General features: G+C 45.5%; 26 protein-coding genes, 1 rRNA gene and 1 other annotated feature. All 27 genes read left to right on the forward strand.

From position 1 onward, the window contains the following. Positions 1-75, forward strand: a 5S ribosomal RNA gene (gene rrf, locus KSP24_RS25750); the annotation flags it as partial. Between the two features lie 162 nt (positions 76-237). After that, positions 238-1,425, forward strand: coding sequence for a GNAT family N-acetyltransferase (locus KSP24_RS23180; protein ID WP_216976904.1), 1,188 nt, complete (start codon positions 238-240; stop codon positions 1,423-1,425). A 540-nt stretch (positions 1,426-1,965) separates the two neighbouring features. After that, positions 1,966-2,430: a CtsR family transcriptional regulator gene (locus tag KSP24_RS23185; protein WP_013373295.1), complete on the forward strand. Its 465-nt coding sequence runs from the start codon at positions 1,966-1,968 to the stop codon at positions 2,428-2,430. A gap of 84 nt (positions 2,431-2,514) precedes the next feature. Then, on the forward strand, positions 2,515-3,039 hold the full coding sequence (mcsA, locus tag KSP24_RS23190; RefSeq protein ID WP_013373294.1) for a protein-arginine kinase activator protein McsA: 525 nt from the start codon (positions 2,515-2,517) through the stop codon (positions 3,037-3,039). 29 nt (positions 3,040-3,068) lie between these two features. Continuing rightward, positions 3,069-4,133, forward strand: a complete 1,065-nt coding sequence (gene mcsB / locus KSP24_RS23195) for a protein-arginine kinase McsB (protein WP_013373293.1) — start codon at positions 3,069-3,071, stop codon at positions 4,131-4,133. A 44-nt stretch (positions 4,134-4,177) separates the two neighbouring features. Continuing rightward, positions 4,178-6,622: an ATP-dependent protease ATP-binding subunit ClpC gene (gene clpC / locus KSP24_RS23200; protein ID WP_016818634.1), complete on the forward strand. Its 2,445-nt coding sequence runs from the start codon at positions 4,178-4,180 to the stop codon at positions 6,620-6,622. Positions 6,623-6,864: 242 nt separating this feature from the next. Then, positions 6,865-8,238, forward strand: a complete 1,374-nt coding sequence (radA, locus tag KSP24_RS23205; RefSeq protein WP_013373291.1) for a DNA repair protein RadA — start codon at positions 6,865-6,867, stop codon at positions 8,236-8,238. A 12-nt stretch (positions 8,239-8,250) separates the two neighbouring features. Next, the gene (disA, locus tag KSP24_RS23210; protein WP_216976906.1) at positions 8,251-9,327 is read left to right on the forward strand and encodes a DNA integrity scanning diadenylate cyclase DisA; all 1,077 of its coding nucleotides are present in this window, start codon (positions 8,251-8,253) and stop codon (positions 9,325-9,327) included. Between the two features lie 54 nt (positions 9,328-9,381). Then, complete coding sequence (pssA, locus tag KSP24_RS23215; RefSeq protein ID WP_013373289.1) at positions 9,382-10,128, forward strand: CDP-diacylglycerol--serine O-phosphatidyltransferase; 747 nt, start codon at positions 9,382-9,384, stop codon at positions 10,126-10,128. 190 nt (positions 10,129-10,318) lie between these two features. Continuing rightward, on the forward strand, positions 10,319-11,404 hold the full coding sequence (locus KSP24_RS23220; RefSeq protein WP_058712142.1) for a PIN/TRAM domain-containing protein: 1,086 nt from the start codon (positions 10,319-10,321) through the stop codon (positions 11,402-11,404). A gap of 70 nt (positions 11,405-11,474) precedes the next feature. Then, positions 11,475-12,173, forward strand: a complete 699-nt coding sequence (ispD, locus tag KSP24_RS23225; RefSeq protein ID WP_216976908.1) for a 2-C-methyl-D-erythritol 4-phosphate cytidylyltransferase — start codon at positions 11,475-11,477, stop codon at positions 12,171-12,173. After that, positions 12,170-12,646, forward strand: a complete 477-nt coding sequence (gene ispF, locus KSP24_RS23230; RefSeq protein WP_013373286.1) for a 2-C-methyl-D-erythritol 2,4-cyclodiphosphate synthase — start codon at positions 12,170-12,172, stop codon at positions 12,644-12,646. The genes ispD and ispF overlap by 4 nt, the downstream gene beginning before the upstream one ends. 39 nt (positions 12,647-12,685) lie before the next feature. After that, the gene (gene gltX / locus KSP24_RS23235) at positions 12,686-14,146 is read left to right on the forward strand and encodes a glutamate--tRNA ligase (RefSeq protein ID WP_129550061.1); all 1,461 of its coding nucleotides are present in this window, start codon (positions 12,686-12,688) and stop codon (positions 14,144-14,146) included. A 481-nt stretch (positions 14,147-14,627) separates the two neighbouring features. Then, positions 14,628-15,308: a serine O-acetyltransferase gene (gene cysE, locus KSP24_RS23240; protein ID WP_013373284.1), complete on the forward strand. Its 681-nt coding sequence runs from the start codon at positions 14,628-14,630 to the stop codon at positions 15,306-15,308. A gap of 24 nt (positions 15,309-15,332) precedes the next feature. Next, positions 15,333-16,736: a cysteine--tRNA ligase gene (gene cysS / locus KSP24_RS23245; protein WP_216976910.1), complete on the forward strand. Its 1,404-nt coding sequence runs from the start codon at positions 15,333-15,335 to the stop codon at positions 16,734-16,736. Beyond that, a complete protein-coding gene (locus KSP24_RS23250; protein WP_064962322.1) occupies positions 16,733-17,191 on the forward strand; it encodes a Mini-ribonuclease 3 in 459 nt (152 codons plus the stop codon). Before cysS ends, KSP24_RS23250 begins: the two co-directional genes overlap by 4 nt. 56 nt (positions 17,192-17,247) lie before the next feature. After that, positions 17,248-17,994 carry a 23S rRNA (guanosine(2251)-2'-O)-methyltransferase RlmB gene (gene rlmB / locus KSP24_RS23255; protein ID WP_013373281.1) on the forward strand — a complete coding sequence of 249 codons (747 nt, stop codon included), beginning with the start codon at positions 17,248-17,250 and terminating at the stop codon, positions 17,992-17,994. Between the two features lie 4 nt (positions 17,995-17,998). Beyond that, positions 17,999-18,520, forward strand: a complete 522-nt coding sequence (locus KSP24_RS23260; protein WP_013373280.1) for an NYN domain-containing protein — start codon at positions 17,999-18,001, stop codon at positions 18,518-18,520. A gap of 162 nt (positions 18,521-18,682) precedes the next feature. Then, entirely contained in the window at positions 18,683-19,327 is a 645-nt protein-coding gene (gene sigH, locus KSP24_RS23265; RefSeq protein ID WP_016324748.1) for an RNA polymerase sporulation sigma factor SigH, read from the forward strand. Positions 19,328-19,660: 333 nt separating this feature from the next. Continuing rightward, positions 19,661-19,810 carry a 50S ribosomal protein L33 gene (gene rpmG, locus KSP24_RS23270; protein WP_013373278.1) on the forward strand — a complete coding sequence of 50 codons (150 nt, stop codon included), beginning with the start codon at positions 19,661-19,663 and terminating at the stop codon, positions 19,808-19,810. A 20-nt stretch (positions 19,811-19,830) separates the two neighbouring features. Beyond that, positions 19,831-20,022, forward strand: a complete 192-nt coding sequence (secE, locus tag KSP24_RS23275) for a preprotein translocase subunit SecE (RefSeq protein WP_013312170.1) — start codon at positions 19,831-19,833, stop codon at positions 20,020-20,022. A 22-nt stretch (positions 20,023-20,044) separates the two neighbouring features. Then, positions 20,045-20,578 carry a transcription termination/antitermination protein NusG gene (gene nusG, locus KSP24_RS23280; protein WP_007432596.1) on the forward strand — a complete coding sequence of 178 codons (534 nt, stop codon included), beginning with the start codon at positions 20,045-20,047 and terminating at the stop codon, positions 20,576-20,578. Between the two features lie 73 nt (positions 20,579-20,651). Further along, positions 20,652-21,077, forward strand: a complete 426-nt coding sequence (gene rplK, locus KSP24_RS23285) for a 50S ribosomal protein L11 (RefSeq protein WP_007432595.1) — start codon at positions 20,652-20,654, stop codon at positions 21,075-21,077. 87 nt (positions 21,078-21,164) lie between these two features. Further along, complete coding sequence (gene rplA, locus KSP24_RS23290; protein ID WP_007432594.1) at positions 21,165-21,857, forward strand: 50S ribosomal protein L1; 693 nt, start codon at positions 21,165-21,167, stop codon at positions 21,855-21,857. Between the two features lie 68 nt (positions 21,858-21,925). After that, positions 21,926-22,077, forward strand: a sequence feature (ribosomal protein L10 leader region). Between the two features lie 73 nt (positions 22,078-22,150). Further along, positions 22,151-22,654 (forward strand): 50S ribosomal protein L10, encoded by a 504-nt coding sequence (gene rplJ, locus KSP24_RS23295; protein WP_040102790.1) that lies wholly within the window; start codon positions 22,151-22,153, stop codon positions 22,652-22,654. A 68-nt stretch (positions 22,655-22,722) separates the two neighbouring features. Continuing rightward, entirely contained in the window at positions 22,723-23,088 is a 366-nt protein-coding gene (gene rplL / locus KSP24_RS23300) for a 50S ribosomal protein L7/L12 (RefSeq protein ID WP_013373275.1), read from the forward strand. Positions 23,089-23,244: 156 nt separating this feature from the next. Beyond that, positions 23,245-23,859, forward strand: coding sequence for a class I SAM-dependent methyltransferase (locus KSP24_RS23305; protein ID WP_216976912.1), 615 nt, complete (start codon positions 23,245-23,247; stop codon positions 23,857-23,859). Positions 23,860-23,949: the final 90 nt, after the last annotated feature.

Below are 23,949 nucleotides of genomic sequence, written 5' to 3' on the forward strand. Positions count from 1 at the left end.
AACACGACCGTTAAGCCCTCCAGCGCCGATGGTACTTGGACCGCAGGGTCCTGGGAGAGTAGGACGTTGCCAAGCAAAAGTGAAAAAGGATGATAACCTTAGCAGGTTATCATCCTTTTTTTATGTATTTTGTGGATGGACACCTGCTTCTAAGGTTGACAGAGAGAAGATGCTTTGCGACACTCTAAGTGCGTATTTTTTTAAAAGGTCCAAGTATATGAGCGAGGTGACGAAGTTATGAAGATCAGGCAATTACAACGTGAGGAATTTGAGGCAGCTATTGAATTATCCCAGTATGCTTTTCAGTTTACAATGCCCCCGGAGGATCTGGAGAAAGCTAAGAAGAAATTCAAACCAGAACAAACATGGGGAATCTTCGACGGGCACGAATTGAATGCTAAACTGACCTTGCTGCCGCTACAAGTATACATACATGGTCAGGTTTTTGATATGGGGGGCATTGCTGGTGTGGCAACGTGGCCGGAAAAGCGTCGCGGGGGTATGGTTTCACGTTTGTTGACGCATGCGCTTGAAGAGATGAAGACTGCAGGACAAAGCCTTTCTTTTCTGCATCCATTCTCATTTGCCTTTTATCGTAAATTTGGATGGGAAACATATACGGAGTACAAAAAGTACGTCATTCCAATTGATAAATTCCCTGCTAAACTTAAAACAGAAGGTATAGTCAAACGGGATATCAAAAATATTTCAGAATTGGACCAAGTGTATCAATCGTATGCTTCACGTTACAATGGTACGCTGGTACGAGATAAGGAATGGTGGCAGGAACGGATTTTAAATGAAAATTATCGAACTGTAGTATATTACACGGATGCAGGCAATCCTCAGGGATATGCACTATACAAAATAGAAGATAAACAGTTAAATTGTGATGAGTTGGTATATGAAAATGAGACGGCACGTCGGGCTTTGTGGACTTATTTTGCAAATCATGACTCAATGATAACCCAAGGTAAATTTATTTACGTTCCAGCAGATGACAACCTGCCCTTTTTACTCGATGATCCGCGAATTCAACAGGAAACGGTGCCTTATTTTATGGGGCGTATTGTGGATGCAGTTGCTTTTGTAGAGAGATACCCTTTTGAGCAGATTGGAGAAGAAACAAGTTTGACCTTACATCTGACAGATCGGTATGCCCCTTGGAATGAAGGAGTATGGAGATTAACAATTACTACGGAGGGGCAAGGACATCTGGCAAGAGTGGATACAAGCAATTTATCTGACAACGCCTTAGCAACTGACTTGAAACTGGGGATTCAGTCATTAACAACTTTAATGCTCGGCTACCAGCAAGCTGATAACCTGTCTAATTGGGGGCGTATTGAAGGAAGCAGTAAGTCTGTGGCTGCACTTAAACGTGTAATACCAATAAAACAAACGTTCTTATTGGATTTTTTCTGATAAAGCTCCAATTGGTTCTTCTTAATGTCCAACTTTTTTTTAACCAAATTGGATGTGGTTTATCATAATTACTCAAAGCTCTTTCCATAATGGGAAGAGTTTTTTGTAATATGGTATAAAACATAATTAGATTGCGAAAAATGGTATTGACCCCTTGGCAAAAATGAAATTTGTGCTATAATACGAATATAGTCAAAGAAAGTCAAAGTCAATTGGAATCAGTGTGATTCCACAAAAGTATTATGTTGTTGGATTGGCCGTATATAACAATTTGACAGCAAAAAAGTAAAAAATAACGACCTGATTTGCGTATAGTTAGGAGCTGCTTCTTATGGACAGAAGAGAAGTGTATGATTTATCGCAAATAAAGGTCACACTAGAAACAAAACGGTACAATTCCAATGGATGTAGAACAGGCAATAGCCTGAATACAGCTTAGATTCGTGACTATACCGTTTGGTTAAGTTCAATATACGGCGGACTCTGTGGAGCGTGAAATGTATTTGAATTCTTGCGTTTCCGTTAGTGGAGGATGATGAAATGCGCAATGTTTCCGACATTATTGAACAATATTTGAAGAGCATGCTGCTGGAAAGTCCCCAAGGCTTAGTGGAGATTCAGCGTAATGATCTGGCTGACCGCTTTTCCTGCGTACCGTCGCAAATTAATTATGTAATTAGTACCCGGTTTACGCTGGAAAAAGGTTATGTGGTGGAAAGTAAACGCGGTGGTGGAGGCTACATTCGAATTCAGCGAATTCAATTACCTGCACAACATGCGATCCATACACACCTTCATCAGAGCATCGGGGAGGAAATTAGCCAATCGGCAGCAGAAGGACTGATTTATCAGTTAGAGGAAGCTCATTTTTTAAGCAAAAGGGAAGCTGGTCTAATGAAGGCTGCTTTATCAAGAGATACATTATTGCTAAAGCTTCCCTATCGTGACCAACTGCGAGCAAGATTGCTTAAGGCTATGCTGATCTCGTTGCTGGCGGCCAAATAGCTAGTATCCATTAACCAGTGAATAGAGATTTGCAATTCAGATGTAGGGATTTGTAAAAATCCTGACGTTGAAGGAGGTGCTTTTATGCTGTGCCAAGAATGTAATATGCGGCCGGCAACTTTGCATTTCACCAAAATTGTGAATGGCGAAAAGACAGAGTTTCATATTTGTGAGACATGTGCGAAGGAAAAAGGGGAGATGATCCCTGGAACACCTAATGGCTTTTCGATTCATAGCTTGTTGTCGGGGATGTTGGATTTTGACTCCAGCACAAAGAGCCAGTCTTCAGGTCACACTGTTCCCCAAAATCTGCAATGCAAGGATTGCGGTATGACTTATACACAGTTTAGTAAGCTAGGACGTTTTGGATGTCCATCATGCTATCAATATTTTGATAGTCGTCTGGACCCTCTGTTCAAGCGTGTGCATGGTAGTACGAGTCATGTTGGGAAAGTTCCGGTCCGTACTGGAGGCCGATTAAAGGTTAAACGGCAAATTGATGATTTGAAAAAAGAGATGCAACAACACATTGTACAGGAAGAATTCGAATCAGCTGCTGAGCTTAGGGATCAAATCAGAAAGCTTGAAAAAGAAATGACTGAAGAGTAAAGTTTGTGAAGAGTAGGAGGGAATGCGTGATGCCCAATATCCGATTTACGGAAAAGCCGCTAAGTGATTGGATGCGTGGTGATGCTGCGGATTCGGAGATTGTCATTAGCAGCCGGGTAAGAATTGCGCGTAACTTGCAGCATCTGCCTTTTCCCATGCTTGCTACCAATCAGCAGTCGGAAGAAGTGCTTCAACGCTTAACGGATATCCTTCAGTATGATGATTTGCGTCGTTTTGGTACTTTTCATACCTTGAAAATATCCGAGTTGGATGAGATCGACAAGCAGGTACTGGTTGAGAAGCACTTAATTAGTCCTAATTTGGCGAACGAATCTCGCAACGGTGCTGTGTTGATTAGTGATGATGAATCAGTTAGTGTTATGATAAATGAAGAGGATCATCTGCGTATTCAGTGCTTATATCCGGGATGTCAGGTGAGAGAAGCCTGGGAACGCGCCATGGTCATTGATGATGCATTCGAAGCTCATGTTGATTATGCATTTGATGATCGGAGAGGTTTTCTGACCAGTTGTCCGACGAATGTCGGCACAGGTATGAGAGCTTCGGTGATGATGCATTTACCCGCATTGGTCATGACTCACCAAATCAATCGTATATTGTCCGCTGTTTCACAGGTCGGTCTTACAGTTCGCGGCATTTATGGTGAAGGCAGCGAAGCAGTTGGAAATTTGTTTCAGGTATCTAATCAGATTACCCTGGGACAAACCGAAGCGGAAATTATCGAGAATCTGCATGGCGTGGTGCTGCAAATTATAGAGCACGAACGTTCTGCCAGAGAACGATTGATGAATGAATCCATGCTGCGGATTACAGATCGGGTGATGCGTTCATTCGGTATTTTGTCATATGCAGCAGTTTTGGATTCCAAGGAGGCTGCACAGCGGCTGTCCGATGTACGTCTCGGTGTAGATTTAGGGATTTTGGAGCGTCCTTCCATTGCAGCGATGAATGAGCTTAATGTGATGACGCAACCTGGCTTTCTGCAAAAAAGCTTTGGGGATAAAATGAATACCGGTGAGCGCGATATGTACCGGGCGAAGCTGATCCGGCAAAAATTAGGCACAACCCTTTAATATATAGAATTATCTGAAATACACATTGTGGAGGTGCAGGATATATGATGTTTGGAAGATTTACGGAACGTGCACAGAAAGTGCTTGCCTTGGCCCAGGAAGAAGCTGTTCGATTGGGACACAACAACATTGGCACAGAGCACATTTTGCTAGGACTCATTCGTGAAGGCGAAGGAATAGCAGCGAAAGCCTTAATCGGTTTAGGGCTGGGACTGGAAAAAATCCAGGATGAAGTGGAAACACTGATTGGACGCGGTCAAGAGCAACCAACGAACATTGCCTATACTCCACGTGCCAAAAAAGTCATTGAGCTGTCTATGGACGAAGCGCGTAAATTGGGGCATACCTATGTAGGTACCGAGCATATTTTGCTAGGTCTCATTCGTGAAGGTGAAGGCGTAGCAGCACGTGTACTGAACAACCTGGGTATCAGTCTGAACAAAGCGCGTCAGCAAGTGCTTCAATTGCTCGGCAGCAGCGAGGCAGTTTCCAGTCATCACGGTGCTCCAGCTAATGTCAGCACGCCAACCCTGGACAGTCTGGCACGCGATCTGACAGCTTCTGCGAAGGAAAATAACCTGGACCCCGTTATTGGGCGCAGCAAGGAAATTGAGCGCGTTATTCAAGTGCTCAGCCGCCGTACAAAGAACAATCCTGTTTTGATCGGTGAACCTGGGGTAGGTAAAACAGCGATTGCCGAAGGATTGGCACAAAAAATCATAGCGAATGAGATTCCTGAAACATTGCGCGACAAACGCGTAATGACACTCGATATGGGATCTGTCGTAGCAGGTACTAAGTATCGTGGTGAATTTGAGGATCGCTTGAAGAAGATTATGGACGAGATTCGTCAAGCCGGAAATATCGTACTGTTCATTGATGAGCTGCATACGCTGATTGGTGCTGGTGGAGCAGAAGGCGCAATTGATGCGTCCAACATCCTGAAACCTGCTCTGGCACGTGGCGAGCTGCAATGTATCGGTGCTACTACGCTGGATGAATATCGCAAATATATTGAAAAAGATGCTGCTTTGGAGCGTCGTTTCCAACCTATTACAGTGGATCAACCTTCTCCAGAAGAAGCAATCCAAATCTTGTATGGTCTGCGCGACCGTTATGAAGCGCATCACCGTGTAAAAATCACGGATGAGGCTATTGAAGCTGCAGTAAGATTGTCAGATCGTTATATTACTGATCGCTTCCTACCGGATAAGGCTATTGACCTTATTGATGAAGCAGGCTCCAAGGTAAGGCTGAATTCCTATACAGTACCGCCAAACCTGAAACAGCTGGAAAACCGTCTGGAAGATATCCGCAAGGAAAAAGATTCAGCGGTACAAAGTCAGGAGTTTGAAAAGGCAGCTGCGCTACGCGATACAGAGCAAAAGATTCGTGAAGAGCTGGATGTCACTAAAAACCAATGGAAAGAACAACAGGGGCGTACAGATTCCGAAGTTACGCCAGAGGATATCGCTCAGGTTGTTGCCATCTGGACTGGTGTCCCAGTCAGCAAGCTAAAAGAAGAAGAAACACATCGCTTGCTGAATATGGAGCAACTGTTGCATGAACGGGTGATTGGACAGGACGAAGCTGTTAAGGCAGTAAGCCGGGCGATTCGCCGGGCACGCGCCGGTCTGAAAGATCCGAAGCGTCCAATCGGCTCCTTTATTTTCCTCGGTCCAACTGGGGTTGGTAAAACAGAGCTGGCACGCGCCTTGGCTGAATCTATGTTTGGTGATGAAAATGCGGTTATCCGTATTGATATGTCCGAATATATGGAGAAGCACTCCACATCCCGTCTGGTAGGAGCGCCTCCAGGGTACGTTGGATATGAAGAAGGCGGTCAACTGACTGAGAAGGTACGTCGTAAGCCTTACTCTGTTGTGTTGCTGGATGAAATTGAAAAGGCACACCCAGAAGTATTCAATATTCTGCTGCAAGTGTTGGAGGATGGACGTCTGACGGATTCCAAAGGTCGTGTTGTTGACTTCCGTAACACACTCATCATTCTAACATCTAACGTTGGTGCGCAGGCAATCAAACGTAACTCCACGCTTGGTTTTACAGCTGTTGTGGACGCTGGGGCGGATTACGATAACATGAAGGGCAAAGTGATGGATGAACTGAAGAAAAGTTTCCGTCCTGAGTTCTTGAACCGGATAGATGAAATTATCGTTTTCCATTCTCTCGAAGAAAAACATATTGCTGAAATTGTTTCACTCATGTCTGAGGAGCTGCGTAAGCGTCTGAATGAGTATGAGGTGGACTTTGAGTTGACAGACAAGGCTAAGAATTTCCTTGCTAAGGAAGGCTTCGATCCAGCGTATGGTGCGCGTCCATTGCGTCGTGCAATCCAGAAGCATATTGAAGATCGCCTGTCCGAGGAACTGTTGACTGGAAACATTTCTAAAGGCGACTCTCTCTACATTGATGAAGAGAACGGTGCATTGACAGTAACGAAAAAGGATAATGTATCCGCGAAGTCCTAAAGCAGTTTAGTAAATAAAACATTAGAAAAGGGTGTCTCGCACGCTGGAAAGCTATTGCGAAGGCACCCTTTTTGTGTATTGAATATCTTGAAAGGGTAGGCTAAAAGCTTTGGGAAAGTTTGTGATACTGCTTTACGTCCGCCAAGCTTCAATGGTAAACTTTTATTGTTACAGCTCTTTCAGGTGCTGTGTGAAGATAAATTTGACATCATCGTCGTCAAGAAGGAGCCAGGGAATAAAGTATGGCTAAAGTGAAAACTAAATTTTCCTGTACGGAATGTGGCTATGAATCGCCTAAATGGTACGGAAAATGTCCTGGATGCCAGGCATGGAATTCCATGGTCGAAGAAACGGAAAGCGTTGTAAAAACTCAAGGAATGGGATCTTCCCTTCTTACTCATAGCACAAAAGACAAACCGCTTCCTATTATTGAAGTGGAAAGTGGCAAAGAAACACGAATCTTGACGGGAATTGGTGAATTAAATCGTGTACTTGGTGGAGGTGTGGTGCCAGGTTCACTTGTTCTGGTGGGTGGTGATCCGGGGATCGGCAAGTCTACGCTTATGCTGCAAACCTCTAATGAGCTGGCTTTAACTGGTTTAAAGGTCCTGTACGTGTCTGGTGAGGAATCCGTCCGCCAAACAAAGCTACGTGCAGATCGCCTCGGTGCCTTGTCTCCCAGTCTGTACGTATTATGTGAGACGAATTTGGAGACGATTGAAGAAGCAGTGGACAGCTTGAAGCCAGAGTTTTTGGTCATCGACTCGATACAGACTGTATATTTACCTGAGGTGACAAGTGCGCCTGGTAGTGTAGCACAGGTCCGCGAGTGTACTTCACGATTTATGCGGATTGCGAAGGGATTAGGTATTGCTACAGTACTGGTAGGGCATGTGACCAAGGAAGGCGCTATTGCAGGTCCGCGTTTGTTAGAGCATATGGTCGATTGTGTACTTTATTTTGAAGGAGAGCGTCATCATACGTATCGGCTGTTGCGTGCGGTTAAGAATCGCTTTGGTTCTACGAATGAAATTGGTATTTTTGAAATGGCCGAAAGTGGTTTGCGTGAGGTGGCGAATCCTTCCGAACTTTTCTTGTCCGAACGGCCACTGGGGGTGGCTGGTTCCACCGTCGTTGCCAGTATGGAGGGAACCCGACCTGTATTGGTTGAACTGCAAGCACTAATTGCAGCTACACATTTTCCATCTCCACGCCGAATGGGTACGGGGATCGACCATCATCGGATGGGGTTAATCATTGCCGTCCTAGAAAAGCGGATGGGCATGTTTTTGCAAAACCAGGACGCTTATCTCAACGTTGCTGGAGGCGTGAAGCTGGATGAACCAGCGGTGGATTTAGCTATAGCGGTGAGCATTGCTTCCAGCTTTAGGGATGCTCCTACCAAGCCGTACGATGTGATTTTTGGTGAAGTAGGACTGACAGGCGAGGTGCGGGCTGTATCCCGAGCAGAACAGCGAGTGCGAGAAGCGGAGAAATTAGGTTTCAAACGGGTGATCATGCCCGAGAAAAGCTTAAAGGGCTGGACACATCCGAAAGGGATACAAATTATAGGAGTTGGAACGGTGGCAGATGCACTGGCAGCTGCATTAGATTAGGGGGCATTGAGAATGAAGGAAGCGAGCCAACTGGATAAAATGAACGATTTGCTGCGGCTTGTGGCACCGGGAACTCCCTTTCGCGACGGATTGGAAAACGTTTTGCGTGCCAAAACGGGTGCTCTTCTGGTCGTTGGCTATAGCCCGGAAGTAATGGAAGTCGTGGATGGCGGTTTCTCTATTAATTGTGATTTTTCACCGAACTATTTGTATGAGCTGGCTAAAATGGACGGCGCAATCATATTGAGCGAGGATTTAAAACGAATTTTATATGCCAATACGCAATTGATTCCCGATTCCTCCATTTCGTCCATAGAAACAGGGATTCGGCATCGCACGGCGGAACGAGTTGCGAAGCAGACTGGCAAACTGGTTGTGTCTATTTCCCAGCGTCGTAATATTATTACGTTGTATCAGGGGACTTTACGGTATGCGCTCAAGGAAATCGGGGTTATTTTAACGAAAGCTAATCAGGCCATTCAGACGCTGGAAAAATATAGATCCGTATTGGGGCAAGCCTCAACCAATTTAACTGCATCTGAATTCGAAGAACTGGTTACCATGCCTGAGGTCGTTAATGTCATTCAACGAATCGAAATGGTGCTGCGCATCAAAATGGAGATCAAACGATTTATTAACGAGCTCGGAAATGAGGGCAGGCTGATTAGCATGCAGATGGAGGAGCTTGTCAGCAATATCGAGGAAGAAGCTTGGTTGCTGTATAAGGATTATGCCAGAGACGACAGCGACGAGAAGATTCGTGAAATTATATTGGGACTCAAACGTTCTACGGACGACGAATTACTGGATGTGAATCATATTGTACGTTTATTAGGCTATCCTTCTTCAGCAGCGACATCAGAAGAATATATTGCTGCACGCGGATATCGGGTATTGAACAAAATACCTCGTTTGCCAAATGTGATTATTCATAATCTGGTGGAACGATTTGGGCGTTTTCCACATGTCATGACAGCAACGATTGAAGAACTAGATGAAGTAGATGGCATAGGAGAGGTTCGTGCACGTACGATTAAAGAAGGGCTTAAACGTTTGCAGGAACAAGTTTTCATTGACAGACAAATGTAAATGTAATACAGTGAAAGGATTATAATGGAACAATTCATACATTGAGGTGAAGAGATGATTACCAAATCAATTCCGAACATGTGTACCTTGGGTAACTTGTTTCTCGGAATGATCGCCATTTTATTGGCCGTAGACGGAAAATACAGCCTTGCCGCTATTATGGTTATTGTCGCCATGTTGTTGGACGGACTGGATGGAAGGATGGCCCGGGCTCTGAATGCCCAGAGCGAATTCGGTAAAGAACTGGACTCCTTATCAGATATGATATCTTTTGGTGTTGCTCCCGCAGTTATTATGTACATGGTTGCTTTTCATGATGCGAATTCGGCTCTCGCTTGGACGGTTACAGCCATTTTTCCGATGTGCGGAGCATTGCGTTTGGCTCGCTTTAACGTACGTCCTGGTGTACCAGGTTATTTCACAGGTTTGCCCATTCCGGCAGCAGGTGGCGTATTAGCCACTTTGTCCTTATTCCATAACGAGATTTCTTTGTTATACATGTCGATTGCCATGTTGCTGGTCTCTTATTTGATGGTTAGCTCCATGAGATATCCGAATTTCAAAAAGGTCGGTCTTCCGAAAAAAGCGATCTGGATTGCTCCATGGGTCGTAATTGCAGCGGTGTTTCTGGCCGTTAAATTTCCTGATCAGCTGTCGAAGCTGATTTTTGTACCATTGGTGCTATATGCATTGTACGGTATGAAGCTGAACATTCGGAAGCTATCACGCAGACGTGGACGGGAACGAGATCGTTCTAATCAAGAAGAACAGGACGACCAATATCGTCATTCGCAACGTTAGTGTCAGACAAGAACTAGAAGAAGCATTTATTTCCTTGATTCATTCAGGGAGATAAATGCTTTTTTTATGCATAAAAAGTGAAAACACAGGGTTAGTTATGCGAGAAATGGATCATACTGGTAAGGGAAGTGCTATGTATCGAATAAATAGCAGACTATTGAAAAGAAAATAAAGGAGGTATAGAGACTCAATGTGGAGAAAGGCTATTTTAACTTTTACAGGATTGTGCGGCGCGTGGTTTGGCTATACGTTATACCAGCGGATAGGAGGCATCGTATCGTGGATGCCACAATGGTTGAGTGATGGTTCTTTACCAGGAATGGCTGTTTGGATGTTAGCGGGAGCAGTGCTATTTATGGCTGGCTGCTCATTCGCAGGGGCGTCCGTGGCGAATCGATTGCAGCAGGGTATTGAAGGCTTGGTACGAATTCCGATGAATGAGATGATGGCAGGTGTGATGGGGTTAGCAGTGGGGCTGATCCTTTCCTTGGCAGTTTACCCACTCTTTTCAGGATTGGGGGCACCTGGTCTACTTATCCAGACCGCGGTTACCTTGGTATGCGGATATGTGGGATTGATGGTAGGGCTAGAAAAACGGGACGAGCTGTCATCCTTTTGGAGCTCAGGTTTTTTTGGTCGGGGAGCGGATGTAGAAGAACGCAAGCTGGAGGAACATAAAATTTTGGACACCAGCGTCATTATAGATGGGCGTATTGCGGATATCTGCAAAACAGGGTTTATTGAAGGAACCATTGTGATTCCTGAATTTGTGCTGGAGGAGCTTCAGCATATCGCAGATTCTTCAGATTTACTTAAGCGTAATCGTGGGCGGCGAGGTCTGGATATTTTGAATAAAATCCAAAAAGAGCTAGATGTGAATGTGCTCATTTATGAGGGGGATTTTGAGGAAATTTCAGAGGTCGACAGTAAGCTGGTTAAGCTTGCAAAGGTGTTGCAGGGTAAAGTTGTAACTAATGATTTTAACCTGAATAAAGTATGCGAACTTCAAGGTGTGTCTGTGCTGAACATTAATGATTTGGCGAATGCAGTGAAGCCTGTCGTACTGCCCGGTGAGGAAATTATGGTGCAGATTATCAAAGACGGCAAGGAGCATGGGCAGGGGGTAGCTTATCTGGATGATGGTACGATGATTGTTGTGGAGGGTGGGCGTGACTATATTGGCTCTCTCATGGAAGTGCTGGTCACAAGTGTACTTCAGACCTCTGCGGGTCGCATGATCTTTGCTAAACCGAAATTATTGGAAAAAGCTCAATAAACGAGGTATGATGAAGTAGATGTGTTATCATACGGATCGTCCAAGTGCGATCAGGGCAGGAGTTATTTGAATGAACAATCAGGTAGGAGTCGTGATTGTGGCGGCCGGGCGCGGCTCCCGTATGGGAACGCAGGAGAGCAAGCAATTTCTGCTTTTGCGAGACAAGCCCATCTTCATACATACACTTGAAATATTCGCAGCAATGCCTGAAGTGGATGAAATGGTGATGGTTACTGGAGCTGGAGATGTGGAACGTTGCAGAGACTGGGTTCATCAATACAAGATTGGTAAAAATGTACGAGTGGTGGCTGGTGGCAGGGAGCGCCAGCATTCGGTTTATCGCGGTTTGCGCCACTTGCAAACAGATTGGGTGATGGTGCATGATGGTGTGCGTCCACTGATTCAACCTGAGCTTGTACGTTCATGCCTGGAGGCTGCCCAGCGTACTGGTGCTTCTGTAGCGGCAGTACCTGTAAAGGATACAATCAAGCAAGTGAACGGGGATGGTATCATTACAGCAACGCCGGATCGCCGAAGTCTGTGGAGTATTCAAACGCCACAGACTTTTCGTCTTTCCGATCTGCTGCGGGCCTATGAGGAAGCGGAGCAGTCAGGATTTTTGGGGACAGATGATTCTATGCTGGTGGAGCGGCTAGGCATTCCAGTTACTGTCGTCCAAGGCAGCTATAAAAACATCAAAATTACTACGCCTGAGGATTTGGAGATGGCGGAGTTATGGGTAAAGACAGAGGGAGAGGATATCAAATGATCAGAATAGGGCAAGGATTTGACGTCCACCAGCTGGTGGAAGGAAGGCCATGCATCATCGGAGGCGTACATATTCCGTATGAAAAAGGTTTGCTGGGCCATTCCGATGCAGACGTGCTGCTGCATGCCATTAGCGATGCCATCCTGGGCGCGCTTGGCTTGGGAGACATCGGAAAGCATTTTCCGGATAACGACCCTGAATTTAAGGACGCTGATAGCCTGAAGCTACTGGAGCATGTGTGGGGGCTGGCTAAAGAGCGGGGATATCGCTTGGGGAATATTGATTCTACGATTATTGCGCAGAAGCCCAAGATGGCATCGTACATCCCGCAGATGAATGAAATCATCGCCCGGGTGCTGGAAGCAGAGGAGTCGTCCCAGGTAAATGTTAAGGCGACAACGACGGAGCAACTCGGGTTTACCGGGCGAGGCGAGGGAATTGCGGCTCAATCGGTTGTCTGTCTAATCAAGTAAATGCTATCATCTTGAGTAATTCTATTTGGAGGAGATTATATGAGCACGGAAGTTCGTGTACGCTATGCACCAAGTCCTACAGGACATCTGCATATTGGAAATGCTAGAACGGCATTATTTAATTATTTGTTTGCCCGCAATCAAGGTGGGAAGTTTATTATTCGCATCGAAGACACAGATGTGAAACGCAATATTGAAGGTGGAGAAGAAAGCCAGCTTAAATATTTGAAATGGTTAGGCATGGACTGGGATGAAAGTATAGACGTGGGCGGCGAGTTTGGACCTTATCGCCAGACCGAACGCTTGGATATCTACAAAAAATACTGGCAGGATTTGCTGGATCGTGGTTTGGCATACCGCTGTTATTGCACGGAAGAAGAGCTCGAACGTGAGCGTGAAGAACAGATGGCGCGTGGGGAGACTCCGCGTTATTCAGGCAAACATCGTGATTTAACAGAAGAACAGTGCCAAGCTTTTGAAGCCGAGGGCCGTGTACCAAGTATTCGTTTTCGCGTACCAGAAGATCGTGAATATACGTTTGATGATATGGTTAAAGGTCAAATTACGTTCAATTCCAAGGAAAGCGGCGATTTTGTTATCGTCAAAAAAGACGGTATTCCGACATATAACTTCGCCGTAGCGGTTGACGACTATTTGATGAAAATATCGCATGTACTACGGGGCGAAGATCATGTATCCAATACACCGCGGCAGTTGATGATTTTTGAAGCTCTCGGCTGGGAGCCGCCACGCTTTGGTCATATGACGCTGATCGTAGGCGAGGATCACAAAAAGCTCAGCAAACGAAATGAATCCATTATTCAGTTCATGGAGCAGTACGATAAGCTGGGCTATCTGCCGGAAGCTATATTCAACTTTATTGCACTATTGGGCTGGTCTCCGGAAGGCGAGGAAGAGATCTATGATCGGGAACAACTGATTTCGATTTTCGATCCTAATCGTTTGTCCAAAAGCCCAGCTGTATTTGATACAAACAAGCTTGCTTATTTGAATAATCATTATATTAAAAAAGCTGATCCTGAGCGGATTGCCAGCATGGCTATTCCACATTTGCAGGCAGCAGGGCTGTTGCCGAATGAATTATCGACGGAACAACAGGATTGGGCTAAAGCTCTTGTCCGCTTATACCAAGAACAAATGACTTCAGCGTCTGATATTGTGACGTTGTCTGAGTTGTTTTTCCGTTCGCATCTGGAGTTGGATGCTGATGCGGCGGCTGTTCTGGCCGAAGAGCAGGTTCCTGATGTACTTAGAGCCTTTGCAGGTAAGGTTGAAACGAGCGAGGAATTTACAGCTCCACAAATGGCCAAGCTGATCAAGGAAGTCCAAAAGGAAACTGGTTTTAAGGGGAAACAGCTGTTCATGCCGATTCGTGTGGCCCTTACAGGTCAAACTCATGGACGGGATCTGAACGAGACCATCTATTTACTTGGACGTGACAAGGTGTTGGATCGTCTTAAGGCACAAATTAAAGGCTGATATTTCTTGTCAATTTGTTGTCTTTTCGCTATAATGACTCCATTGATATGGATTGATACTTACGTGTAAAGGCTGCGAACAGGAGAAGTACACTGCATAAGGGCATCTACCAGAGAGGACGGTCGAGGGGAAACCCCAGGCTGAGAACCGTCTAGATGACCTGCGGAGGAAATGCGCCTGGGAGCCGTGCGCCCGAACCCTCGTTAGCCTACAATGCTAATGCGGCAAGGGCTTGCCGATTCGTTCCCGTTACAGGACGCCAAAGACGGACTTTTCTGCTTTTTTTGTAGCAGATATGTTCGAAGCAGAGTGGGACCACGTATATGCGTCTCTGCAGCCTAGGCTGCGGAGGCGCTTTTTCATTTTTATCAGATTCAGACTCGCTGTAGATTGAAAATTGTCGAAGCGTGCTAGTGACTACGAAAATTGGCGAAATCTGAAGTGTGATGCGGCGAGGATATGGAGGGAAGAGGAGGGCGACATGTTCAGGCATTTCAAATCCGATATTCAAACTGTTTTGGATAATGATCCGGCCGCCCGGAGTAAGCTGGAAGTCATTTTTACGTATTCTGGCGTTCATGCCCTTTGGGCACACCGAATCGCACATTGGTTTTATTTGCGAAAATGGTGTACTCTAGCCCGCGTTATATCCCAGGTATCGAGGTTTATGACAGGAATTGAAATTCATCCTGGCGCTCGTATCGGAGATCGGCTGTTCATTGATCACGGCATGGGTGTTGTCATTGGCGAAACCTGTGAAATTGGCGACGATGTCGTGTTATATCAGGGGGTTACTCTTGGAGGGACTGGAAAAGAGAAAGGGAAGCGCCACCCCACCATTGGGAATAATGTCGTTATAGGCTCGGGTGCGAAAATATTGGGTTCATTTACGATTGGGGCGCAATCCAACATTGGCTCCAACTCGGTTGTGCTAAAAGAAGTTCCGCCAAACAGTACGGTAGTGGGCATCCCAGGGCGAGTGGTCAGACAGGATGGCAGACGTCCAGATCGACTTAGTCACCAGTTGCCTGATCCGGTCGTCGATTCTATACGGTCTCTTCAAATGGAAATAGAACGATTGCGAGCAGAATTGTCTGATTTGAAGGAGGAGCAATCTGCTCAGAAACATCAGGTGACCCAAGAGAATAAATTACAAGGATAATTTTCATGAGGGAGGAACATAACGATGTCGCTTCAAATTTATAATACAATGACGAGGAGCCGGGAGCCTTTTGTGCCACTGGAGCCTGGAAAGGTTAAAATGTATGTATGTGGTCCTACAGTGTATGATTACATTCATATTGGTAATGCACGGCCTGTAATTGTGTTTGATGTGGTACGCAGCTACTTGGAGTATGTGGGCTATGATGTAAACTATGTGGTGAATTTTACGGATGTCGATGACAAGTTGATCCGCAAAGCTCGGGAACTTAATATGGAGGTTCCGGCAGTTGCTGAGAAGTTTATTGCTGCCTATCATGAGGATCTGGCAGGATTGAATGTTCCTGCTGCCAGCATAAATCCTCGTGTAACTGAGAGCATGGATCTGATTATTGATTTTATCAAGGATCTGGTAGACAAAGGCTATGCCTATGAGAATGATGGCGATGTCTTCTACCGAACCAAAAAGTTTAAAGACTACGGACAGCTGTCAGGTCAAAATTTGGAGGAGCTCCAGTTTGGGATTCGCATCAATGTGGATGAACGCAAGGAGAATGCCGAGGATTTTGTACTCTGGAAAGAAGCGAAACCGGGAGAAATTTACTGGTCAAGTCCTTGGGGAGATGGACGCCCAGGCTGGCATATCGAATGCTCTGCTATGGCTCGTCACTATTTGGGGGATACGCTGGATATTCATGGAGGCGGACAGGATCTGCAATTTCCGCATCATGAATGTGAATGTGCACAATCTGAAGTGATTACGGGTAAACCATTATCTCGCTACTGGATGCATAACGGATATATTCGCATAGATAATGAAAAAATGTCGAAATCACTCGGTAACGGTATTTTGGTTAAAGATCTGCGTGCTCGTCACAAGCCCGAGGCTTTACGTTATTTTATGCTGTCGACACATTACCGCAATCCTTTGAACTACAACCAAGAGACGATGAGTCAGGCGGAGAATAGTGTCGAACGGATTGCCAATGCAGTCGCCAATGTAAAGCATCGTTTAGCCATTGCTTTGAAAGGTAATGAAGAAGTATCGGCTGAGCTGCAAATGAAGCTTGACGGGATACTGCAGCAGTTTGGCGAAAAAATGGATGATGATTTCAATACGCCTGATGCGATTACTGCGGTGTTCGAATGGGTCAGCGAAGCCAATCTTTTGTTGCAGCGTGATGTTGTCAATCAGGCGGAATTGCAAAGGGTGCTGCATACCTTCCATTCGATGAATACGGTGCTTCGCATTTATTCAGAACCGAGTGAAGAGCTGCTGGATGACGAAGTTGAGCAGTTAATTGCAGAACGTGTCGAAGCTCGTAAAACTAAAAACTGGGGTAGAGCTGACGAAATTCGCGATTTGTTAGCTACTAAAGGCATTGTGCTTGAAGATACGGCCCAGGGGATGCGGTGGCGGCGGAAATGAGTGATAAGCCACTGAATTCAGGAGCTGCGAAAGGCGCAGGAAATTGGTTTCCGTATCCTGCGTCCAAGCCGGCTCGCTTGATGCCCCCTATTGCGTTAGCTTACATTGGTGATGCAGTGTATGAGGTGGCTGTCCGGCAATATCTGTTGGCACACCCCAACCTGCGTCCCAATCATTTACATCGACGAGCTACAAAGCTAGTCTCTGCCAAGGCACAGTGTCGTATGCTGGGGTTGCTAGAAACAGTGCTGACGGATGAAGAGCGTGACATTGTCCGACAAGGGAGAAATGCCAAGTCAGGGAGCCTGCCTAAAAATGCTGATGTGCTTGAGTATCGACACGCCACAGCACTGGAAGGATTGATTGGTTATCTGTATTGTGATGGACATTTGGACAGATTGACAGAGTTGATTACGTACGGAATTGCACAAATGGAAAATACCGAAAAATCATAAATTGGGGACGGATTGGATGAATTGAATATCAACCGTTTTCCGGGAGGAAGCTAGAGATGGAAGAAGAATGGATTGCCGGTAAGCATTCGGTAACAGAGGCGCTGCGTTCAGGCAGGACGATAAATAAAATTTGGATTGCGGATAATGCACAAAAGCATTTGACATTGCCGATTACAGCTGAGGCGAAAAAAGCAGGAATCATTGTTTTGCAGGTAGACAAGCGTAAGCTCGATCAAATGGTTCCAGGCATTCAGCATCAGGGAGTGGTTGCGCAAGCAGCACCTTTTGCCTACGCTGAAGTGGAAGACTTGCTTGCTAGTGCTCGTGCTAAAGGAGAAGAGCCGTTTTTGATTTTGCTGGATGAAATTGAAGATCCTCATAACTTGGGCTCCATCCTTCGTACGGCGGATTGCACTGGAGCACACGGTATTATAGTGCCCAAAAGGCGTTCAGCAGCTGTAACTGTGACGGTGTCTAAAACATCGGCGGGTGCTGTGGAGTACGTTCCAGTGGCACGGGTGAGCAATCTGGGGCAAACCATTGACCGTCTTAAAGAAGAAGGTGTATGGGTAGTTGGCACGGATGTTACAGCAACCGATCCCGTCTTTGGGAATGGGGTATTCACCGGTCCTGTAGCGATTGTCATTGGTAACGAAAATAAAGGAATGGGCCGTTTGATCCGTGAGAAATGTGATGTACTTGTCAAGCTGCCAATGGCGGGACAAATCAATTCTCTCAATGCTTCTGTAGCTGCAGGTGTCGTCATGTACGAAGTCTTGCGCGGACGACAGGCACGGAGCTAACGATATGGCTGACACGCGGGATGTTCTGCTTGTGGACGGTTACAACATGATTGGAGCCTGGCCCGAACTTTCCGCACTGGTACAATCTGGTATGCAGGAAGCGAGGGACAGACTTCTTGAACGACTGGCGGATCATCAGGCGTATTCGGGCAGAAGAGTCATCGTCGTGTTTGATGCTTACAGGGTGCCAGGATTAGGTAAAACCTTTGCCCAGAGCAAAGTCCAGATTTATTTTACGAGAGAAAAAGAGACAGCCGACGAATGCATCGAACGATTGGTTCGGGAGCTGAGCAGCAAGAGAAGAAGCATTTACGTAGCGACAAGTGATCAGGTAGAGCAGCATGTTGCTTTTGGCCAAGGAGCACTCAGAGTATCGGCACGAGAATTGCTGATCGAGATTGAGGAATCTGAAAGGGAAGTCCAGAAGCGAATTCAGCAGGATAACGCCAAATTGTCCCGCAACTCGTTGGATGCCAAGCTGAGTCCGGAGCTTCGAAAGCTGTTCGAACGATGGAGAAGAGAATGATCCAATAATTGGTGCACTCTCCATTTTGAAACCATTGACAATTTTGTTAGCGCTCTTCTTTTTTAGGTTGTTGTGGTTGACGGTATCAGGTTACATCGCGTATACTTGTCGTATATTTGAGAGAGTAACGGGTACCTTGCGTTGCAGCCGGAGGGATTGTTAGTGAGTGTGGACCTCAAAGATATCATGTTGTCAAAGTTTGATTACAAAAATGATGAAGACATTGTCGGAGCAGTCCATGAAGGTGATGGGGAAGCGCTGGAGTTTCTGATTAACAAATACCGGAACTTTGTGCGGGCCAAGGCCAGATCCTACTTCCTGATTGGTGCTGATCGCGAGGATATTATTCAGGAGGGCATGATTGGTCTCTACAAATCCATTCGTGATTTTAAGGGAGACAAGCTTGCTTCGTTTAAGGCTTTCGCCGAGTTGTGCATTACACGACAGATTATTACGGCAATTAAGACGGCTACACGACAAAAGCACATTCCTCTGAACTCTTACGTATCTCTGGACAAGCCCATCTATGATGAAGAGTCAGACCGGACGTTGCTCGATGTGATTTGTGGAACACAAGTAAGTGACCCTGAAGAGCTGATTATCAATCAGGAAGAGTTTGTGGGTCTTGAGGACAAAATGTCCGAGATTCTGAGCGAGCTAGAACGCAAGGTACTTATGTTGTATCTGGACGGACGTTCGTATCAGGAGATTGCAGAGGATCTTGACCGCCATGTTAAATCCATTGATAACGCGCTGCAACGGGTCAAGCGTAAACTTGAAAAGTATCTGGAAGTAAGGGATAGTTGAAAGTAGAGGCTGACATGGAAAAGGCTCGAGTTTGAGTCTTTTTTTATTCGTTTTGGGTAAGCTGTGCAGGTTTATAAGTGTTGTAAATGATTTATACTAAAAAAGATGAATAATAGATATCGCTTTGATTTTGAAGCAGTATTTCAGAGAACAGCTCCAAAGGATGGGCAGATGTAAAAATGCACCACAACTGAGACTGCGAAATGTATGCAAACATTCGTTGACATGGAAAACCCCGTGTGATAAAGTGTTTTAGGTAGGCCTAAATTCGCGGTTTTTTTTAGGATCAATTATGAGACTTCCGGTGTTGGATGTCTTCGGGAGGTGCACATCATGCGGGTAATTATTACTTTGGCTTGTACAAATTGCAAACAAAGAAATTACACAACGACGAAAAACAAGCGTAATCACCCCGACCGCATGGAGATGAAGAAATTCTGTAAGTCCTGTAACGAACAGACTTCTCATCGGGAAACCAGATAGTTTTTGGAGGTGTAGTCGGCGTGAAACGCAGTTTCAAGTCTCTGTTTTCCTTTTTCTCTGAAAGCTGGGCTGAACTCAAGAAAGTTCGCTGGCCCAATCGTAAAGAACTGACCAACTATACGCTGATTGTCATAGGGACGATTGCGTTCGTCACGATTTATTTTTGGGTTCTCGATATCGGCATTTCCGCTGTGATCGAAGCGATTATCTAGGAAGGGTTCCAGGTGGCTTGATATGGAAAAAAGATGGTACGTCGTTCATACCTATTCAGGGTATGAGAACAAAGTCAAAGCCAATTTGGAAAAACGCGTTGAGTCCATGGGCATGGAAGACAAGATATTCCGTGTTCTTGTTCCTATGGAAGAAGAACTGGTAACCAAGGACGGTAAGAAAAAAACCGTTATGCGTAAAGTCTACCCTGGTTATGTCTTGGTCGAAATGGTCCAAACCGATGATTCTTGGTATGTTGTACGCAACACACCAGGTGTTACGGGATTTGTAGGGTCGACAGGCTCGGGTTCCAAACCGACGCCATTGCTTCCGGAAGAAGTTGAACAGATTCTGAAGCATATGGGCATGGTAGAGCCGAAACCGAAGATTGAATTCGATGTTAAGGAATCCGTGCGAATTAAAGTTGGTCCTTTTGCGAATTTTGTGGGCTCCGTGGAAGAAATTTTGGTTGAGAAGAGCAAGCTTAAGGTTCACGTCAACATGTTTGGACGGGAAACCCCGCTTGAGTTGGATTATACTCAAGTGGAGAAAATATAGATTTTTCTTACAGGTTTCTTGTGGGAGGATCAATAGGTCCGTCTACCACTATTGAGTCAAGGAGGTGTCATCCATGGCAAAAAAGGTAATTAAAATGGTAAAACTGCAGATTCCTGCAGGGAAAGCTAATCCAGCGCCTCCAGTAGGTCCAGCTTTGGGTCAAGCAGGTGTCAACATTATGGCATTCTGTAAAGAGTTCAATGCTCGTACTGCTGATCAAGCAGGCCTGATTATTCCGGTTGAAATTTCGGTATTTGAGGATCGTTCTTTTACGTTCATCACCAAAACTCCACCGGCTGCTGTTCTGTTGAAAGTTGCTGCTAAAATCGAAAAAGGTTCCGGTGAACCGAATAAAACGAAAGTTGCAACTGTAAATCGCGCTGCTGTTCGTCAAATTGCAGAGCAAAAAATGCCTGACCTTAACGCAGCTTCCGTAGAATCGGCAATGCGTATGGTTGAAGGTACTGCTCGCAGCATGGGTATCACCATCGTAGATTAATTTTATTAATCTACGTGTGCCGGCAGTTTGACTGTCCGGTAAGTGTGGGAGGAATATCCGCTAATACCACATAAGGAGGAAAAGATAATGGCTAAACATGGTAAGAAGTACCTGGAAGCTGCTAAGCTGATTGACAGCGAAGCAACTTATGAGCCTTTGGAAGCCGTTGAATTGGTGAAAAAGGCTGCAACTGCTAAATTCGACGAAACCGTTGAAGCTGCAGTTCGTCTGGGCGTAGATTCCCGTAAACAAGACCAGGCTGTTCGTGGTGTTGTTGTCCTGCCACATGGTACGGGTAAAACACAACGTGTTCTGGTATTTGCAAAAGGTGACAAAGTGAAAGAAGCGGAAGCGGCTGGCGCTGATTTTGTTGGCGATCAAGATATGATCAACAAAATCCAACAAGGCTGGTTCGAATTCGACGTCTGCGTTGCGACACCTGATATGATGAGTGAGGTTGGTAAACTGGGTCGTTTGCTCGGTGGTAAAGGTTTGATGCCTAACCCTAAAGCAGGCACAGTTACTTTCGATGTTGCCAAGGCTGTTCAAGAAATTAAAGCCGGTAAAATCGAATACCGTCTCGACAAAGCAGGTCAAATTCACGCACCAATCGGCAAAGCTTCTTTCAGTGCTGAACAACTGAACGAAAACCTTAAAGCCTTGATTGAAGCCTTGAACCGTGCGAAGCCAGCGGCTGCTAAAGGTGTATACCTGAAAAACATCGCTATTTCTTCGACTATGGGACCAAGTGCACGTGTGAACGCATCTGTTTACAGATAATATTTTTATTGACAGGTTCAATTGAATTTGTTATTCTGTAAAAGTTGTGAGTCATTGTGACTGACCGTTAAAGTTGAATATGCTTACCGTAGACAGTAGGTGCCTTCGGGCTTAATTTCCTACCGAGGTGTTATGATAGAACGTTTCATGTGACGGGCTTGTCCCGTCCATGTAGATTTATCAAGCCTTCGTACTCTACGGAGGCTTTTTTCATGCTCATGAAAACGACTTTGGTAGATCACCAGAATGGGTGTTTCGAACAAAGTAGATAAATTGATCAGGAGGTGTACAGTTTGGCAAATGCAAAGGTGATTCAAGCAAAACAAGAAGCTGTTGAAGTTGTAGCTGCAAAATTGCGCGAGAGCGTAACAACTGTAGTTGCAGACTATCGCGGTCTGAATGTTGCCCAAGTAACTGAGCTGCGTAAGCAGCTTCGCGAAGCCGGAATCGAATTTCAAGTGCTGAAAAACACACTGCTCCGCCGTGCAACTGCGGAAGCAGGATTGACTGAACTGGACGCAGTATTGACAGGTCCTACTGCAATCGCGTTCGGTAAAGATGATGCAGTGTCTGCAGCTAAAATCTTGAACGATTTCGCTAAGAAAAACAATGCATTGGAACTGAAAGGTGCAGTTGTAGAAGGTCGTGTGATCGGTGTTGAGGAAATCAAAGCGCTGGCAGAACTGCCATCCCGCGAAGGTCTCCTTTCCATGCTCCTCAGCGTGCTTCAAGCTCCTATGCGCAACTTCGCGCTTGCGGTTAAAGCTGTTGCAGATAAAGAAGAGCAAAGTGCATAAGTTGGGATTTAAACCTGCTGTATAGCAGTTAAGAACAAAAAAATACGAATTTAAATGGAGGTTCAACCATGAGTAAAGAGCAAATCTTGGAAGCGATTAAAGGTATGTCCGTATTGGAACTGAACGATCTCGTGAAAGCAATCGAAGAAGAATTCGGCGTAACTGCAGCAGCTCCAGTAGCTGTAGCAGGTGGCGCAGCAGGTGGCGCAGCAGAAGCTGAGCAATCCGAGTTCGACGTAATCTTGACAAGCGCTGGCGCTTCCAAAATCAACGTTATCAAAGCAGTTCGCGAAATCACAGGTCTTGGCCTGAAAGAAGCAAAAGAACTGGTTGACAACGCTCCAAAACCACTGAAAGAAAAAGTTGCAAAAGAAGAAGCTGAATCCGTTAAAGCAAAATTGGAAGAAGCAGGCGCTTCTGTAGAAGTAAAATAATTGACTGCTCTCTAGCAGACAATGAATTAAAACAAACCCCTTGAGGTGATCTTCAAGGGGTTTGTTGCTGTAAAACGGTATTATAAACAGGTCTGAGATATTATTCTAAAGGCTATGATGTTAGTACGACCGTACAACCGAAAGAGGTGGGCGTGAATGGCTGATCATTATTACTCCAAACGGCCAGAGACGGCGCATGAACGACGAAGTTTAGAAACAGTGCTACGTGGACGTTCCTATCGATTTGCCAGCGATTCAGGCGTTTTTTCAAAGCAGGGAATTGATTATGGGAGTCGAGTGCTGATTGAAGCTATGCAACTTCCTACAAATGCCTCGGTATTGGATGTAGGATGTGGTTACGGACCGATTGGTTTGACGGCGGCAACGCTTGTCCCAGACGGACACGTTACAATGGTTGATATTAACGAGCGAGCTGTTCAACTAGCGATAGAGAATGCGGATCGTAATGGGATTAAAAATGTCACCATTAAGCAAAGTGATTTGTTTGCAGAAGTGCAACACGAACGTTTTGACGTGATCTTGACGAATCCCCCTATACGTGCAGGGAAGGAAACGGTGCACACCATTTTTGAACTTGCGTATGAGCATTTAAACGAGGGTGGAGCTTTGTGGGTCGTCATCCAGAAAAAACAGGGTGCTCCTTCGGCGAGCGCTAAAATAGAGAGCCTTTTCGGTTATGTGGAGGAAGTTACGAAGGATAAAGGTTACCGGATTCTGAAGGCAGAAAAAAGTTTTAGAAAAATGCAATAGGACCATTGACTTGAATCCTGTTCTGTGATACCATTATAAAATGTCAGTATTAGGATGCCCTCCATGGCTTTAGTTTGTTGAAATGTCAAT

The sequence above is a fragment of the Paenibacillus sp. AK121 genome, assembly GCF_019042715.1.
In the GTDB taxonomy this organism is placed as follows: Bacteria; Bacillota; Bacilli; order Paenibacillales; family Paenibacillaceae; genus Paenibacillus; species Paenibacillus polymyxa_C.